The following is a 15,306-nucleotide window of genomic DNA, read 5'->3' on the forward strand; positions in this document are numbered from 1 at the left end:
TTTATGCGTGATGGTTATACGTATTTGGGTCCTGGTACATAATACTGGCTGTCTTCATCTTCTGGATCCAGGGAAACAGATTTGGTAGATGTTTTCTGTTGCGCCCATGAAAACACCAGTGGTAGTATAAATAAAGAGGCAATGGTACTGGCTACCAATCCGCCGATTACAGCTCTTCCTAATGGAGCGGTCTGGTCGCCGGCTTCTCCGAGGCCCGAAGCCATCGGAATCATACCCACCGCCATCGCGATACTGGTCATCAGAATGGGGCGAAGCCTGATAGAAGTACCTTCCAGCGCCGATCTTCTAGCATCGCCATTTTCTAGTCGCAGCTTTTCAGCGTTGGTAATCAGTAGGATAGCGTTAGACACGGATACTCCGACTGACATAATTATACCCATATAGGATTGTAGATTCAAGGTGGAACCGGTTATCAACAGCATTATTAATGATCCTGCCAGCACCGCCGGAATAGTAGCCAGCGACACAAACGCCACTCGGAACGACTGGAAATTAGCCGCCAGCAATAAGAATATCACCACAATCGCTACTAGCAAACCGGATTGCAGACTATCTAAGGTCTCATTCAGGAGATTCATCAATCCGCGTTTTTCCACCGTGATGCCTCGAGGAGGCTCTCCGGCGCGGCGAATCGCGTCTTCCACAGCCCTTGTCGCATTTCCTAAATCCTTTTTATTAATATTCGCGCCAATAGACAGAATACGTACTGCCCCAATCCTATCATATTGCCCAATCACCGTATCTGGCACGAGGCTAGCTACATCTCCCAACACAGGGCGCGCTCTATCTTTACTCAACGGAATGGCCTCCAGATCACTGATAGCAGCCATCTCATTTTCCGGCACTGCCACCTGCACAAAGTAGGAGGTCGCATTCTTTTCATCCAGCCATACGTTCTTCTCCGTAAAGCGGCTTGATGAAGTAGCGGCCGTCAGCGATCTTGATATCTCCCCAACAGATACTCCCAATTGTGCAGCTCTTTCTCTGTCAATATTGATGCGGATAGCAGGATAATCCAAGGCCTGATTCAGGTGTAAGTCGCGCAGATACGGGATCTTCTTCATCTCCGCCAAAATCTTCTCTGCAAAAGGCCTGCTGTCTTTCAGGTTCTTACCCATGACTGCCACTTCAATCGGCGTACTGGCGCCCTGGCTCATCACTTTATCCGTAAGATCTATTGGTTCAAAAGTCATCGTTACTTCCGGCATTTCTGCGTGTATGCGTTTACGTAACTTCTCTTTCAATTGATCCAGATTGATTTTGAAATCCTCCTTCAGATTTACCTGTAATACGGCTTCGTTAGGACCAGCCATAAACAGGTAAATCGGGTTTGTTGAATAGGAAGACGGATGCATACCGATGAAAGAAGAAGTGATATCGATGTTCTTCGCTCCCACTATCTCTTTCAGGATGTCCGTAGATTTAAGCAGCATGGTTTCCGTTCGTTCGAGGCGGGTACCGGTAGGCTCTTTGAGCCTCACTTGAAATTGTCCGTTATTGAGTTTAGGTAATATATCACGGCCGATAATACTCATACAAAGCACTACTATACCTCCAATTCCCAGGAAGTACGTGGCAATCGCCAGTTTACGACGTTTCATCATCGCTTCCAGCCATCCCATAAAGCGCAGTTTAAATTTATCAAACCGGGAAATCGTTTGTGGGTGTTGCTTTTCATCTGCCAGTTCTGTTTCTATATAACCGGCAGATTTATGTGTTTCACTGCTGTACACATGATGATGCGCGCCATGGTGTTGGAATTTCTCTGCTTTCAACATCCAGTTTGCCAGCACCGGCACCATTGTCTGCGACAGCAAATAAGAAGCAATCATCGAAAATCCAATCGCGAGCGACAATGGCAGGAACATCGCTCTGGGCACGCCTGTCATGGTAAAGGAAGGTACAAACACCGCCAGGATACAGAGTAATATCAGCAGCTTAGGGAAAGCGATTTCCTGGCAAGCATGCCAGATGGCCTGTGCCTTGGTTTTACCCATTTCCAGGTGTTGGTGAATATTCTCAATGGTAACCGTAGACTCGTCTACCAATATACCAATCGCCAATGCCAGACCGGAAAGGGTCATAATATTGATGGTTTGTCCGGCTAGTTTGAGGAACATCACACCCGTTATCACAGATACCGGAATGGTAATAATAACGATGTAAGCGCTTCTGCGATCACCAAGGAAAAGCAGCACCATGAGGGCCGTCAGTATTGCGCCGATGACTCCTTCACTGATCAAACTTTTCACCGCATTTACTACGTATACACTCTGGTCAAAAACGAAGGATACCTTTACATCTTCCGGTAGCAGCTTTTGTATACCTGGCAAGGCTTTCTTCAGGTTATTCACCACCGTCCAGGTACTGGCATCAGCAGTTTTGATAATGGGTAAGTATACAGAGCGTTTACCATTAATCACTGCGTAACTGGAAGTGATATCTGCCGCATCCTCTACTTTAGCCACATCTCGCACAAAAACAGTAGGACCACTGCCAGCCACCAACGGAATATTTTCAAATTCTTTTACCGTACGTATGACCGTATTAGCCGGCGTGAGATAGGTAACATCGCCAATACGCACGTTACCAGCCGGAGAGATTTGGTTATTATCTTTTACTGCCGCCACAATCTGATCTGGCGTCAGGTTATGACTACGCATCAATGCGGGGTCTACGTGGATAACTATTGTACGGGAGTTACCGCCAAAAGGCGCGGGGGCCGTCAGTCCTGCGATACGACTAAAAGAAGGTCGTACCACCGTCATGGCCAGATCCTGTAGTTCATTATTACTACGGGTAGTACTGCTGAGTGCCAACTGTCCGATTGGCAATGTAGAAGCATCGAAGCGAATAATAAACGGAGGCTGTGTACCAGCGGGCATTGCAGAGAAAGCGCGATTAGCCATTGCCGTTACCTCTGCTGCCGCCTGCGCCATGTTCGTTCCTTCATAAAAGGAGATCTTAATCATGGTGAGGCCTTGGATATTTTTAGCTTCAATATCTTTTACACCCGTAACATAGAGAAACAGGTTAGAATAGTTGGTGGCGATGAATCCTTCCATTTGCTGCGGCGACATCCCGCCGTATGGCTGGGAAACATAGATAGCCGGAAGATTCAAGTCTGGGAAGATATCAATTTTGATAGTCCTGACTGCATTTATACCGAAGAACAACAGGCCTGCCACTAACACCATGATAGCAATTGGTTTGCGCAGGGCCGTTCTGATTAAATTCATTGGATTATGTGTTATAATTAAACTATCCTGCAATTACAGTTGGCTCAGGAAAACCTGGAGATCCCCAATTGTAGCAGCTTTATACAGCAACGCCTGCCATACTCCGTTGTAGGCGATATCACGGTCTGTTTCAGCACGATTGATATTATACAGTGCTTGTGAGAGGTCCGCGATATTACTCAGCCCATTTTCGTATAGGGTACTCTTCTGAAGAAAGGCGTCTGCGGCGGCTTTCAGCCCTACCGGCGCTTCTCTGTATTTCTTCAGTGCATTCACCAACTGCGTTTCTGATAACACCAGTTGTTGATTCAAGCGGTGATGTTGCTGTGTATATTCATTCTTCAGTGCTTCCGTCGTATAGTGTTGACGTGCCACTTGTGAATGGGTGCGCCAGAGGTCTGTCACCGTCCAGGAGAGGTTTAGGCCCAACAAGTAATTGCTGCGATTGGGGGAGACACCATCCCAGTAACCACTGCTATAGCTACTCAGATTCGCCGCGTTGTAGTCCGCATTAAATCCGGATCCGCGTGTCTGCATGACGCCCATCAGGGAAAGACGGGGCATTACATTTTTCGCGATAAACTGTTGATTGGCTTCACTCAGGCGGATGCGGGTAGCATAATATTTCAGCAATGGTTGCTGCAGCATATTGATAGAGTCGTGCATCATCTGTGGCTGCAACATCTCATTGGGAATCTTCGAAATAAAAGTGGTGTCCAGCAAGAATTCCTGCGGGACTACATCCATCATTTCCGCTAGTTTATTGTTTTGTTGAGCCATGTAGACATCCGCATCTACCAGCGAGAGTTTCGCTTTGGAAACTTCTGCATTGGCGATAGAGCTATCTACACCGGCATTCAGTCCGTTCAGGGCACGGGAAACGATCATTCGTTGCAGCTCCTGTGCGCGTAGCAAATTGGATTCCATCGACTTACGGAGCCGTTGTGCCGCCAGCAAGTTGAGGTAGGCGCCAGCAATTCTGACTTGTTGTTCGAATTTTTCCTGTTCTAGGTCGGCGTTACTGTTATCCAACTGTTGCTTGGCCAATCCCACTTTGGCTACTCTGCGGCCGAAAGTGACTACATCCCAGGAAATATTCGCCAGGTATAATCCACCAAAGGCAGCATTCCAGTTTTGACTAGGAAGAACAGGACCAGATGCGCTGGTTGTCCATCCTTTATAACCCCACATAGGGCCATTCTGGCCATTTACAGTACCATAACTGTTTTGAGCAGAGAGATTCAGATCTGGGAGGAATTCACGTTTCACTGTATTCACATTCTCCACAGCAGCACGGGCATAGTTCTCTTTGGCTTTAACTGACTGATAATTATTTAACCCTGTTTTCAGGGCATCCTGTAGGGTGAGGGTCTGGGTTTGGGCCGTCACAACTACAGAACAGCTTCCTGTGGCCAAGGCCACCAGGAACAGCGGTTTCCAGATGTTCATACATTAATCTATAGCGTCCAATAAAAGCAAGGCAAATAAGTGAAGGCAAAGGTAGAGCTACACCATTTTATCTTTATTGGACAATTGGGGTATTGACTTGTACTATTTGAACATCATGTCTCTAAAATCTTGTGGGGAGATGCCGGTATTATTCTTAAAAAAGCGGCTAAAGTAAGCAGGGTCCTCGAATCCAAGGTCATAGCAAATCTCTTTGATGCTCTTGTGACTAAAAGCCAAACTTCGTTTTGCTTCCAGTACAATGCGCTGGTGCAATAACTCAGTTACTGTACAACTGGTGGATTCTTTCGTGATTTCGTTCAGTCGCTTTGGCGTGAGTGCAAAAGTATTAGCATAGAAAGCCACTTGGTGCTCTGTGCAGAAATGTTGTTCTATCAACCGGCGTAGTTGTACTACCCTGGCATCCTGCTGATAAGGCATCATGGTTTCTGCCGCATTACGTTTCTTTTCTCTTTCCAGCAGCAACAGGAAAGCGTTCAGGTAATGCTTCATGACACTACGGCTACAAGCAGTTCCGCTCATTTCTCTTTCCATGAGCTCCGACAGCAGGGATAAAGACTCGGAAACGCAGGAACCCAGGCGTATCGGTCCATATCCGTGCCAGCTATTAAACAGGGACGTGAAATCGTAAAGGGTTCCCTGTTCATGTTTATTGGCGAAATAAAATTTTTCTGTGAAGATGATGGATTTCCCTTCTCGGATGCAATCCAACTGGTGCACTTGACCAGGCCGGAGTAGGAATACCATATTGTCTTCCATCTCATACCAGACAAAATCAACCATATGACGGCCGGACGCTTTGGTAAACCAAATGATCTGGAAATGGTCATGGCGGTGGGGTTCGTGGGTAAGCGCGTTGGAAAAACTTCCCAGCGGGAAGATATGGAACTGACCAGTAAACGGGAGTTCCTGGTACGGAATATCCGGGCTTTTGTTAACTAACATAATCTCTCCTCAAAAATAAAGTAATTATTTACCAGGCCTCGTGCCGCTCGTGGAAATTTAATGTAGCTTTAAGAGTCGGGAAATTGAAGCCCTCTTTCTTAACTTTGCGAAGCAAGGAAAACATAATCGCATGCAACTTTATTGCAATTCATTAACTACCTACAAACGTCTGGACACCCTGGAGGTGAAAGTGGGGGATCTTTTGATAGGAAACCATCATCCTATCCGTATTCAGACCATGACCACCACCGACACGCTGGACACTGCCGCCACTGTGGCGCAGACCATTCGTTGTATTGAAGCAGGCGCTGAGCTGGTAAGGATCACGGCCCCCAGTAAAAAAGAAGCGGAAAACCTGTTGGAAATCAAAAAAGAACTTCGCCGTCAAGGGTATCATACGCCCCTTGTCGCTGATATACATTTTACGCCTAATGCTGCCGAAATTGCTGCACGTATAGTAGAAAAGGTACGTATTAACCCAGGAAATTATGTAGATAAAAAGAAATTCGAAACCCTGGATTATACGGATGCCGAATACCAGGAAGAGATTGACCGTATCCGCGAACGCTTTACTCCGCTGGTGAAAATCTGCCAGGAACATGGAACTGCCATGCGTATAGGTACCAATCACGGCTCCCTCAGTGATCGTATTATGAGTCGCTATGGCGATACCCCAATGGGAATGGTAGAGAGCGCTATGGAGTTTCTCCGTATTGCGGAAGATCTGAGCTACCGCAATATTGTGCTCAGTATGAAAGCCAGCAATCCGCAAGTAATGGTACAAGCTTACCGCTTGCTGGTGCAAACCATGCAGCAGGAACTGGGGCATTGTTATCCCCTGCACCTGGGTGTGACAGAAGCCGGCGATGGTGAAGATGGTCGTATCAAATCCGCCATAGGCATCGGTACCCTCCTGGAAGACGGCGTGGGCGATACCATCCGCGTTTCCCTCACGGAAGATCCTGAATTTGAACTGCCGGTATGCCGAGATATCGTTAAAAGATATACCGATCGCCCAGAAACGAAGGAAGCCACCACGCGCCCTTTGATCCAGGTGCCTTACTCTCCTTTCACTTACAAACGCAGAGATGCCGAACAGGTAGAGAATATCGGTAGCAAACATGTACCGGTAGTAGTGGCCGATTTCAGCGCTGCCAGCAAATTACAGCCGGCAGACCTCCTCGCTATTGGCTATAACTACGATGAGCCTACAGATAAATGGAACATCGCAGATGCCGCAGCAGACTATATCTACACCAGCAATACGGTTCCTGCATTCGGACTGCCAGGCACGCTTCGCGTTATCCTGAACAGTGATACCTGGAATACTCTGGCCGACAAACATAATTTCCTGCCTTACTTCGATACTGCTGCTTATGTGGCTGCATTCAAGACGGGTAAAGCAGGTAAAGAGAATTTTGTAGCCGTAAACTGCGACAACCTCGATACACCTGAGATTAGTAGCTTACTGGAATTAGCCTCCGATAAGCATTTTACCGCAGCTACGGTATTTTGTGCAGCCGCCAGCGGCCCTTCTGCTATGGCGAATGTGCGCAGATTCTTTACAGTACTGTTGGAAAAAAATATAACCGTTCCCGTTATCATACATAGTATCAGCCATCAGGCTACCACCGATGAACACCTGGTACACCATGCTACAGAAGCGGGCGCCCTTTTGCTGGATGGCTTTGGCGATGGCCTCTGGTTATCCAATCCGCAAGACGAAGCCTCGCAGCGTGCAACACTGAATAATATTGCCTTTGGTATCCTGCAAGCAACACGTACCCGTATCTCCAAAACGGAATATATTTCCTGTCCGTCTTGTGGTCGTACCTTGTTTGATTTACAGGAGACAACTGCCCGCATTCGTGCGGTGACCCATCATTTAAAAGGCGTAAAAATCGCCATTATGGGATGTATTGTGAACGGCCCGGGTGAAATGGCAGATGCCGATTTCGGCTATGTAGGCAGTGGCGTTGGAAAAATTACCCTTTACAGAGGGAAAGAAATTGTAAAGCGCGGACTCAACAGTGATGTGGCCGTAGATGAGCTCATCAACCTCATCCGCGACAATGGCATGTGGGTGGATAAAAATTAAATCTTCCTTAAAAGATTATAAGATTTGTTAAAAAAATGGAGGGAATTGAAAAATTTCTTATTTTTTAGGAAACATTCATTCATATGAAACAATTCCTTACAGGCATGCTGGCTATGTTTCTTGGCGTAGCCGTTGCCTCCGCTCAAGCACCTGCAACTACCCAAAAGAAAGAAGTAAAAGCTAAGACAGAGCACGCAAAAGCTAAAGCTGAACAAGCAAAAGGTGAAGCTAAAGCCGCCGCAGCCGACACCAAAGGTGAAGCTAAAGCTGCAAAAGCTGAAGCTAAAGGTGATTTAAAAGCCGCTAAAGCCGAAGCTAAAGGCAAAGAAAAAGCTGCAAAAGCTGAAGCTAAAGCTGCCGCAGCAGCACCAGGCGAACATCTGAAAAAAGATGGCACTCCTGACAAACGCTACAAAGACGCTAAAGAAGCTGCTCCAGCTAAAGCAGCAGGTCCTCTGAAAAAGAATGGTACTCCGGACATGCGCTACAAATCAAACAATCCTAATGCAGGAAAAAAGAAATCTTAAATAAAAAAACGAACGGGTCGCTATAGCGGCCCGTTTGTTTTTTTATTTTTGTCTGCATGAAAAAACTGATCCTGATACTGGCAGCCGTGATAACAATCACCGCTCACTATGCTACTGCCCAGCAGAAAACCCGTTATAAAGCTATTTACCAGTTGAACAGTGACGACGATAAAGTAATCCGCGCTACGCTCCGTAATATCAAAAACGCACTGGAAGATCCCCGTCTGCAAAAGAAAGTAACCATAGAACTTGTTGCCCATGGCAATGGTGTGGTGGCATTTCGCAAAGACCATCCATATGAAGAATTGATGCAAGACCTTAAAAACAGAGGTGTTTTGCTGGTAGAATGTGAGAATACATTACGCGAGCGGAATATTGTTAAAGAAGACCTCTTTCCTTTTATCAATTACACCCCTAGCGGGAATGGTGAACTAATCATCAAACAGGCCGAAGGTTGGTCCTATGTTCATCCATAATAGCGGATTTTACTTATTTTTAATCCATGTTCGATTTCAGACTCAAAGTATTTCATACCGTAGCGAAGCGCCTAAGTTTTACCAAGGCAGCAGAAGAGCTTTATATCTCCCAACCGGCAGTTACCAAACATATCCACGAGTTGGAGCAACAATTAGGAATGGCTGTTTTTGAGCGCATCGGCAACCGCATCAAGCTTACGCGAGCTGGTCAGTTGGTCATGCATCATACTGAAATCATTTTTGCAGACTACCGTAATCTCGAATACGATATTAACCAGTTGAAACATACCCAGGGAGGTATGCTACCAATAGGTGCCAGCAGTACTATTGCGCAATACCTGATTCCTCCCCTGCTGGCCAAATTCAATCAGCGTTATCCGGATGTGAAAACATCGCTCACCAGTGGTAATACGGAACAAATTGAGCAGGCCCTTTTTGAAAAAAGTATACAACTTGGAATTATTGAAGGAAGCTCCAAAAATCCACAGTTGAAATATGTAGAGTTTGCGAAAGATGAGATTGTATTGGTAGGAAATCCAAAACACTCTTATGGTAATGGAGAACCTTTATCAGCAGCAGAATTGAAAAGCATTCCCTTGCTCATGCGGGAGCATGGCTCTGGTACGCTGGAAGTGATTACAGAAGAGCTGAAACGACTGAAATTAAAGATTACAGACCTGAATATAGCCATGTATATGGGCAGTACAGAGAGTATTAAATCGTATCTACATCATGCTCCTTGTGCCGCCTTTATTTCATTACATGCCGTACAACGGGAATTGGAAGCAGGTGAATTTGTTATTCTGCCGGTGAAAAATTTCAAGTTGGTGAGGAAGCTGCATTTCACCTATTTGCAGGGGCAGCAAGACAAGCTTGCCCAGTTATTTATCCGTTTTACAAAACAACAGGTAACAGAATAATCAACTTTGTTGAGGCCGGGGAAGGTGCCAGTAGAGCATGTCCCCGGACTTATATCCCAGTTTCATCCCTATTTTCTGCAATACCCGCAGCGATGCGATATTAATGGTATCGCATTCTGCAACGATCCTTCTAACAGGCGAATTACTAAAAGCCCAATTGATAAGCGCAGTGGCGGCTTCCTTCATATATCCTTTTCCCCGATATGCAGGCAATAGATAATAACTCAACTCCGCTTGGCCATCTTTATCCGGCCTTCCTTTGAAACCAACATTCCCTATCAGTGTTTTATCTTTTTCTGATACGATCAGCCACATTAACCAAGGGAATGATTGCGGATCGTGTTGCAGCATTTCAATAAAGTAAGGCAGTATTTCCTTCATCTCTTCCGGAGGCCATCCTGTGGGTATATACACGTCCAGGTCTTCGGGTGCAGGCGCTTGCCCCAGATACAGGCGGGTAAGCAACGGCAGCCGACATGGATACACCAGTAATCGCTGTGTTTTCAGGGGCAACATATAGTTGGTATTTACTTACTTAGGAAGATGGCAGCTTCAAGCAGCTACCATTGTTTCAACTTCAGTGTGGAAGTATCTAGTACTTCTCCGGCTTTCAGCGCATGAATTTCAAGATGTTCTAGGTCTTGCGTCAGTTCTTTTAACCGTTCAGGCGTTCCCGTTAGAGAAGTTAATGTCCCATAATGACATGGTATGACATGATTGACTTTAAGGAGACGCGTGGCAAACGCTGCTTCCAAAGGTCCCATAGTGAAACGGTCCCCAATCGGAAGGATAGCGATGTCCGGTTCATATATTTCACCAATTAATCCCATATCGCTGAATACAGAAGTATCACCAGAATAGTATACAGATATGTCATCGCTGAGCCACACGATAAATCCATTGGTAGCATGCAAGTATCCAAATTTGCCATCCTGTTGGGTAATATGGGCATGATGAAAAGCATTGGTCATTGTCACTCTTACATCCATGAGCGACACGGTTCCTCCGCTATTCATGGGTTCAAATACGTGTTCGGGAACACTATTATTTAGCAGATATGACCTGACACCAGGATTGGCGATCACTTTCGGAGAATAAATCCGGATATACTCAATGATTTTTTTGTCCAGATGGTCACCATGGCCATGCGTCAGCAGGATGAGATCAACTTTCTCAGGAATACTAAGTCCAACTGGCAAATAAGGATTATCTGTATACCAAGGATCGATCAGGATGGTTCTGCCTTCTGGTGTTGTTAGTTGAAAACTAGCATGTGCCAGGAACTGGACTTTGGTGTGCTGCTTGCTCATATATATCCGGGTTTACTTAATCACCGAATATAATAAAAAAAGCCGTTCCTGTGTAATAGGAACGGCTATACGAAATAAGATTTATAGCTTATCTGCGTTGCAGTGTGTAAATGATTGCAGCAGTTTTGCCTTCGAAATTCACATTAGCTCTCCAGGTCATGGTGCTACCGGCGCCGAGTACATCTACGCGATAACCTTCTGTAACGTTTTTAGCTTTTTCGCCAGTGAACAGTTTTTTGAACTGGAATTGTGTAACGCCACCGTTTTTAAACAGGGACCACACAATTTTCTGAGAGGCAGGAGCACAACCATTATCAGAGGAGTTCAGGGTATAAGCACCCATTGCAGCGTTATCTGGCAGTGTCCATTGGCTACCGATAAAGCATTTAGCCTCCGCCTGATCAAATACAGTTACTTTGGCATTGTCTGGAATACCTTCAAATTTAACATCGGTCAGCACCCAGTTTCCTTTTACGGAACCTTTGTTAATGTCGGTGGTGACACCTTGTTTAGGGGCGCAGGATGATCCGAAGATAGCGATCATTGCGAGCAGTACAGCAGCAAATGATAAATTTTTCATGGAAAGTGTATTTGATATTTTTAAATGCTCATTGATATCAACAATTGTTAACCGGGAAGGTTTAACGGGTTGAAATCGTCGGCAAGATCAGCATTTACAATAAACGTACCAAATAGAACTTTCTTAGCGGGAGATGGGTGGTTGAGGATAATTATTATGGATGATGACATCTTGGAGATGATCTACCTGTTTGTGTAGATACCAAGTAGAAGCCGCCAGGGCCATGGTTAGCACCACCATGCCAATGAAGGCACAGCGCCACCAGATGCTGACAGTAATTTGTCTGTTCCAGCCGGGTTTTATGGAGATATATTCAGGCGGTTTGTTCGTGTGACCATTGCCGTTAGAGGCTGGTCTTTCCTGCCAACGTTGATAATCCTGACCTATACGGTCCATCACACGGTCTTTTACATGATCAGGGGGAAGTACTGCTTCTTCGAAGAGGAGATTTTCAATGCGCAACTCTACTATTTCCATTTCTACGTTGAGCATGGGATAAATTTCCCGTAGATAATGAAATTCGGCTTCTTGTTCTGGTGTAGCCAGACCAAGAACACACTTTTCGATGATGCCACTTTCTATGTAGGTCTTGATATTCAACTTTGCAGCTATAAGGATTCAAGATGCCACGAAAATATATTAAATATTAATATTTACGATATCCAACTAAACACCGGATTCTCAAATGGTAAAATTATTTTCACTGGATATGTTGGGTGCGTATTGTTCCGTGGATGTTTGTCTGAAGTTAAAACCGGTCCTCTGTTCTTTAATTTGGGCGTATTTGAGGAAATAGAAAATGCTGAGGAACAGGAGTATTTTAGCTAATAAGACAATGAAAATGAAGAAGATCCGCCAGTATTTATGGACCATTATATGGTCATTGTTCTTTGGCTGGATATTGATGAAAGTATAGTTTGGAGGAACGTCTCCGGCGAATGCCCCACCGCCGCCGGCTTCCCAGCGAAATGATTGCAATACCCTTTCTTTTACCTGAACTGGAGGTAAAACGGCCTCATCAAATGCCGCTCTTTCAATACGGCGCTCAACAACTTCGATTTCTGTTTCCAGTTCTGAATAAAGCTTCCTCATGAGCTGAAACTCTTCCGCCTCAACGTCAGAGATGAGCCCTAAGACATAGGATTCAATGATCCCGGTTTCTATGTAAGTTTTCAGTTCCAATTGTCTAACAAGAATTTTCTGAAAGCTATCATCGCCACTTTCAGTATTTCATTTACATGCCCTTCTGATGTTCCCATCATTCGGGCTATAGTTGTGATGGATAATCCTTTAAAATAGCACAATCGGAATACCTGCTGTTCTGTGGTGGGCAAGCATACGTAAAATCGTTTTAAGACACCTTCTTCATTCTTGACCAACTCCGCACCTCCAAGTGCATTATCTGGAATGGCCTCTTTAATTGCAAATTCCCTCGTTTTTCGTAATAGCCAGGAGAAAAGTGTTTGATATCCGGATGTCCGGTAACTTCCGATATGTTGTACAGCCCAGGTGAATACCCGGACGATCACGTCGTCGGCCCTGCTCCTGACAGGTACGAGCTGTATTGCTACCCCATAAAGTGCTCCTGCATATCGGTCATAGAGCAACTCTTTTGCGACAGGATCTCCAGCCATCAGCCGATCAATCAGTGCTTGTTCACCTATATGTGCCAGATCTCTCCGCAAGCGTTGTAGTGTGTACCAAATTTAAAGTTGCTAAAATTAATCATTTCAATGCAATTTCGATCAGACTACCCCATCTAAATTTATTCACATAAATAACTAGAATGGACAACTCTATAAATCTATCCGGTATAACCAGTACTGCACGCCCAGCAAAGGTTCTAGCTCCTTCACCACACTAAATCCCAAACGCTCATACATACGTCTTGCCGCTAGCATTATAGTACTAGTATGTAAACCCAAAATAGTTTCTCCATTGCTACGGGCCTTACTGATAGCCAATTCCATCAGTTGCTGCCCTACTCCACTACCACGCATCGCCGGATCAACACCCAATAAACGTATATAACTCCAGTCATTCGGATAAATATTCGTCGGGTTCCCTGAAGGTACGAGGAATATTACGCCACTGATAACACCATCCTGTTCATATACGATCAAACTGCTTTGGCGGATTAAATCATTGATATAATCCTTATCGCCAATCCGCCCGCTGAGTGCTGACCAGTGTTCTGGCGCCAACTCTTGCTGGTATTGATCATAACTTCTTAACAATAGCCCCGTCACTGCGGAGGCATCTTCGAGATGCCCTGCTCTGTATCCTGATATATCCATGAACGTTAGTATGTGGGAACAATTTTTAATTACAAATTGTTGCAATTTTCAACAATCATTTCATTTCGAATATACGATATGATTTTCCTCATTTTCTGTCTGACTACGGCATAATAATTTCGTGCTGTATTAAACTTGAAATCATGCCCTACTTAACTGCCGCTGATGCCGTAAAACTGATTACTACCGGCAATACCGTCTTTATTCATACCGCTGCAGCTACTCCTAAAACCCTCGTCAAAGCCATGGCGGAAAGAAGCCATGAAATTCAGGATATCCGGATTGTCAGTATTCACACCGAATGGGATGCACCTTATGCCGAACCAGAACATGTCAACTCCTTCCAGGTAGACACCTTTTTTGTTGGTAAAAATATTCGCAAAGCGGTGAACGAAGGTCGTGCCAATTATGTACCGATGTTCCTCAGCGAAATCCCTAAATATTTCCGTGCCATGGAAAAGCCCATTGATGTGGCATTAATATCCGTGTCTCCCCCAGACAAAAACGGATATTGTACCCTGGGCGTTTCCTGTGATGTTTCTAAAACTGCTATAGACCTCGCCCCTGTGATCATTGCGGAAATAAACCCGAATATGCCGCGCGTACTGGGAGATGGCGTGATTCACATATCTCGCATCAATGCAGCGGTAGCAGTGGATTACCCGATTTATGAACAACAAATCAATCCTTCCAGTGAGATTGAGTTGTCTATAGGTCAACATGCGGCTTCCCTTGTTGAAGATGGCGCGACCCTTCAAATGGGTATTGGCGGAATTCCGAATGCGGTACTCAAATGCCTGCACTCCCATAAAGACTTGGGCATTCACACGGAAATGTTCTCTGATGGGATTATTGAACTGGTGGAGAAAGGTGTTATTACTGGGAGACACAAAGCCATCCAACCGGGATTACTTATTTCCAGCTTCGCTATTGGCTCCAAGAAACTTTATGATTTCATAGACAATAACCTGATTGTTCGATTGCTCAATGTGGAATTTGTCAATAATCCCACCAACATCCGGAAAAATCCGAAAGTCACTGCCATCAATAGTGCGATCGAAATTGATATCTTCGGACAGGTATGTGCGGATTCCATCGGGATCAGACAATACAGTGGTGTTGGCGGCCAGATGGATTTCATGAGAGGTGCTGCTTTATCTCAAGGTGGTAAACCGATCATCGCCATACCGTCTACCACATCCAAAGGGATTTCCCGTATTGTGTCCAGGCTCCAGCCTGGCGCCAGCGTAGTGACCACCAGAGCGCATGTACACTATGTGGTAACAGAATACGGTATCGCCTATCTGCAAGGAAAAAACCTGAAGCAGAGAGCCCATGAATTGATCAATATTGCTCACCCAGATCATAGAGAACAATTGTCCAGGGATGCCTTTGAAATCTTTAAGGTTTTTTAACGTTTTCTATA

At 45.2% G+C, this 15,306-nt stretch carries 15 protein-coding genes; 5 read left to right on the top strand and 10 right to left on the bottom strand.

The window, feature by feature from the left end; translation table 11 throughout:
* Positions 1-14 precede the first annotated feature (14 nt).
* The 3 genes from JO154_RS18045 to JO154_RS18055 form a co-directional block, all read right to left on the bottom strand.
* Positions 15-3,260, bottom strand: coding sequence for an efflux RND transporter permease subunit (locus tag JO154_RS18045; protein WP_291948074.1), 3,246 nt, complete (start codon positions 3,258-3,260; stop codon positions 15-17).
* 33 nt (positions 3,261-3,293) lie between these two features.
* On the bottom strand, positions 3,294-4,709 hold the full coding sequence (locus JO154_RS18050; protein WP_291948076.1) for a TolC family protein: 1,416 nt from the start codon (positions 4,707-4,709) through the stop codon (positions 3,294-3,296).
* Between the two features lie 102 nt (positions 4,710-4,811).
* Positions 4,812-5,672 (bottom strand): helix-turn-helix domain-containing protein, encoded by an 861-nt coding sequence (locus JO154_RS18055; RefSeq protein WP_291948079.1) that lies wholly within the window; start codon positions 5,670-5,672, stop codon positions 4,812-4,814.
* A gap of 130 nt (positions 5,673-5,802) precedes the next feature.
* Between JO154_RS18055 and ispG the strand changes: the two genes are divergently transcribed.
* From ispG to JO154_RS18075, 4 genes are all read left to right on the top strand, one after another.
* Positions 5,803-7,770 (top strand): (E)-4-hydroxy-3-methylbut-2-enyl-diphosphate synthase, encoded by a 1,968-nt coding sequence (gene ispG, locus JO154_RS18060; RefSeq protein WP_291948081.1) that lies wholly within the window; start codon positions 5,803-5,805, stop codon positions 7,768-7,770.
* A gap of 83 nt (positions 7,771-7,853) precedes the next feature.
* Complete coding sequence (locus JO154_RS18065) at positions 7,854-8,297, top strand: hypothetical protein (protein WP_291948083.1); 444 nt, start codon at positions 7,854-7,856, stop codon at positions 8,295-8,297.
* Positions 8,298-8,353: 56 nt separating this feature from the next.
* On the top strand, positions 8,354-8,773 hold the full coding sequence (locus tag JO154_RS18070; RefSeq protein ID WP_291948085.1) for a DsrE family protein: 420 nt from the start codon (positions 8,354-8,356) through the stop codon (positions 8,771-8,773).
* A gap of 26 nt (positions 8,774-8,799) precedes the next feature.
* Positions 8,800-9,693 (top strand): LysR family transcriptional regulator, encoded by an 894-nt coding sequence (locus tag JO154_RS18075; RefSeq protein WP_291948087.1) that lies wholly within the window; start codon positions 8,800-8,802, stop codon positions 9,691-9,693.
* Here the strand turns inward: JO154_RS18075 and JO154_RS18080 are convergent, their stop codons facing one another.
* The 7 genes from JO154_RS18080 to JO154_RS18110 form a co-directional block, all read right to left on the bottom strand.
* The gene (locus JO154_RS18080; protein WP_291948089.1) at positions 9,694-10,209 is read right to left on the bottom strand and encodes a GNAT family N-acetyltransferase; all 516 of its coding nucleotides are present in this window, start codon (positions 10,207-10,209) and stop codon (positions 9,694-9,696) included. It lies immediately after the preceding gene.
* Between the two features lie 44 nt (positions 10,210-10,253).
* Entirely contained in the window at positions 10,254-11,003 is a 750-nt protein-coding gene (locus JO154_RS18085; protein WP_291948091.1) for a metal-dependent hydrolase, read from the bottom strand.
* Between the two features lie 88 nt (positions 11,004-11,091).
* Positions 11,092-11,583 carry a lipocalin family protein gene (locus JO154_RS18090; RefSeq protein WP_291948092.1) on the bottom strand — a complete coding sequence of 164 codons (492 nt, stop codon included), beginning with the start codon at positions 11,581-11,583 and terminating at the stop codon, positions 11,092-11,094.
* 123 nt (positions 11,584-11,706) lie between these two features.
* Complete coding sequence (locus JO154_RS18095; RefSeq protein WP_291948094.1) at positions 11,707-12,183, bottom strand: hypothetical protein; 477 nt, start codon at positions 12,181-12,183, stop codon at positions 11,707-11,709.
* An 81-nt stretch (positions 12,184-12,264) separates the two neighbouring features.
* Positions 12,265-12,765 (bottom strand): hypothetical protein, encoded by a 501-nt coding sequence (locus JO154_RS18100; protein ID WP_291948096.1) that lies wholly within the window; start codon positions 12,763-12,765, stop codon positions 12,265-12,267.
* Complete coding sequence (locus JO154_RS18105) at positions 12,756-13,268, bottom strand: sigma factor-like helix-turn-helix DNA-binding protein (protein ID WP_291948098.1); 513 nt, start codon at positions 13,266-13,268, stop codon at positions 12,756-12,758. The genes JO154_RS18100 and JO154_RS18105 overlap by 10 nt, the downstream gene beginning before the upstream one ends.
* Before the next feature lie 111 nt (positions 13,269-13,379).
* Positions 13,380-13,880 carry a GNAT family N-acetyltransferase gene (locus JO154_RS18110; RefSeq protein WP_291948100.1) on the bottom strand — a complete coding sequence of 167 codons (501 nt, stop codon included), beginning with the start codon at positions 13,878-13,880 and terminating at the stop codon, positions 13,380-13,382.
* 143 nt (positions 13,881-14,023) lie between these two features.
* Between JO154_RS18110 and JO154_RS18115 the strand changes: the two genes are divergently transcribed.
* Positions 14,024-15,295: an acetyl-CoA hydrolase/transferase C-terminal domain-containing protein gene (locus JO154_RS18115; protein WP_291948102.1), complete on the top strand. Its 1,272-nt coding sequence runs from the start codon at positions 14,024-14,026 to the stop codon at positions 15,293-15,295.
* Positions 15,296-15,306 lie beyond the last annotated feature (11 nt).

Source organism: Chitinophaga sp. (genome assembly GCF_019236475.1).
Taxonomy (GTDB): domain Bacteria; phylum Bacteroidota; class Bacteroidia; order Chitinophagales; family Chitinophagaceae; genus Chitinophaga.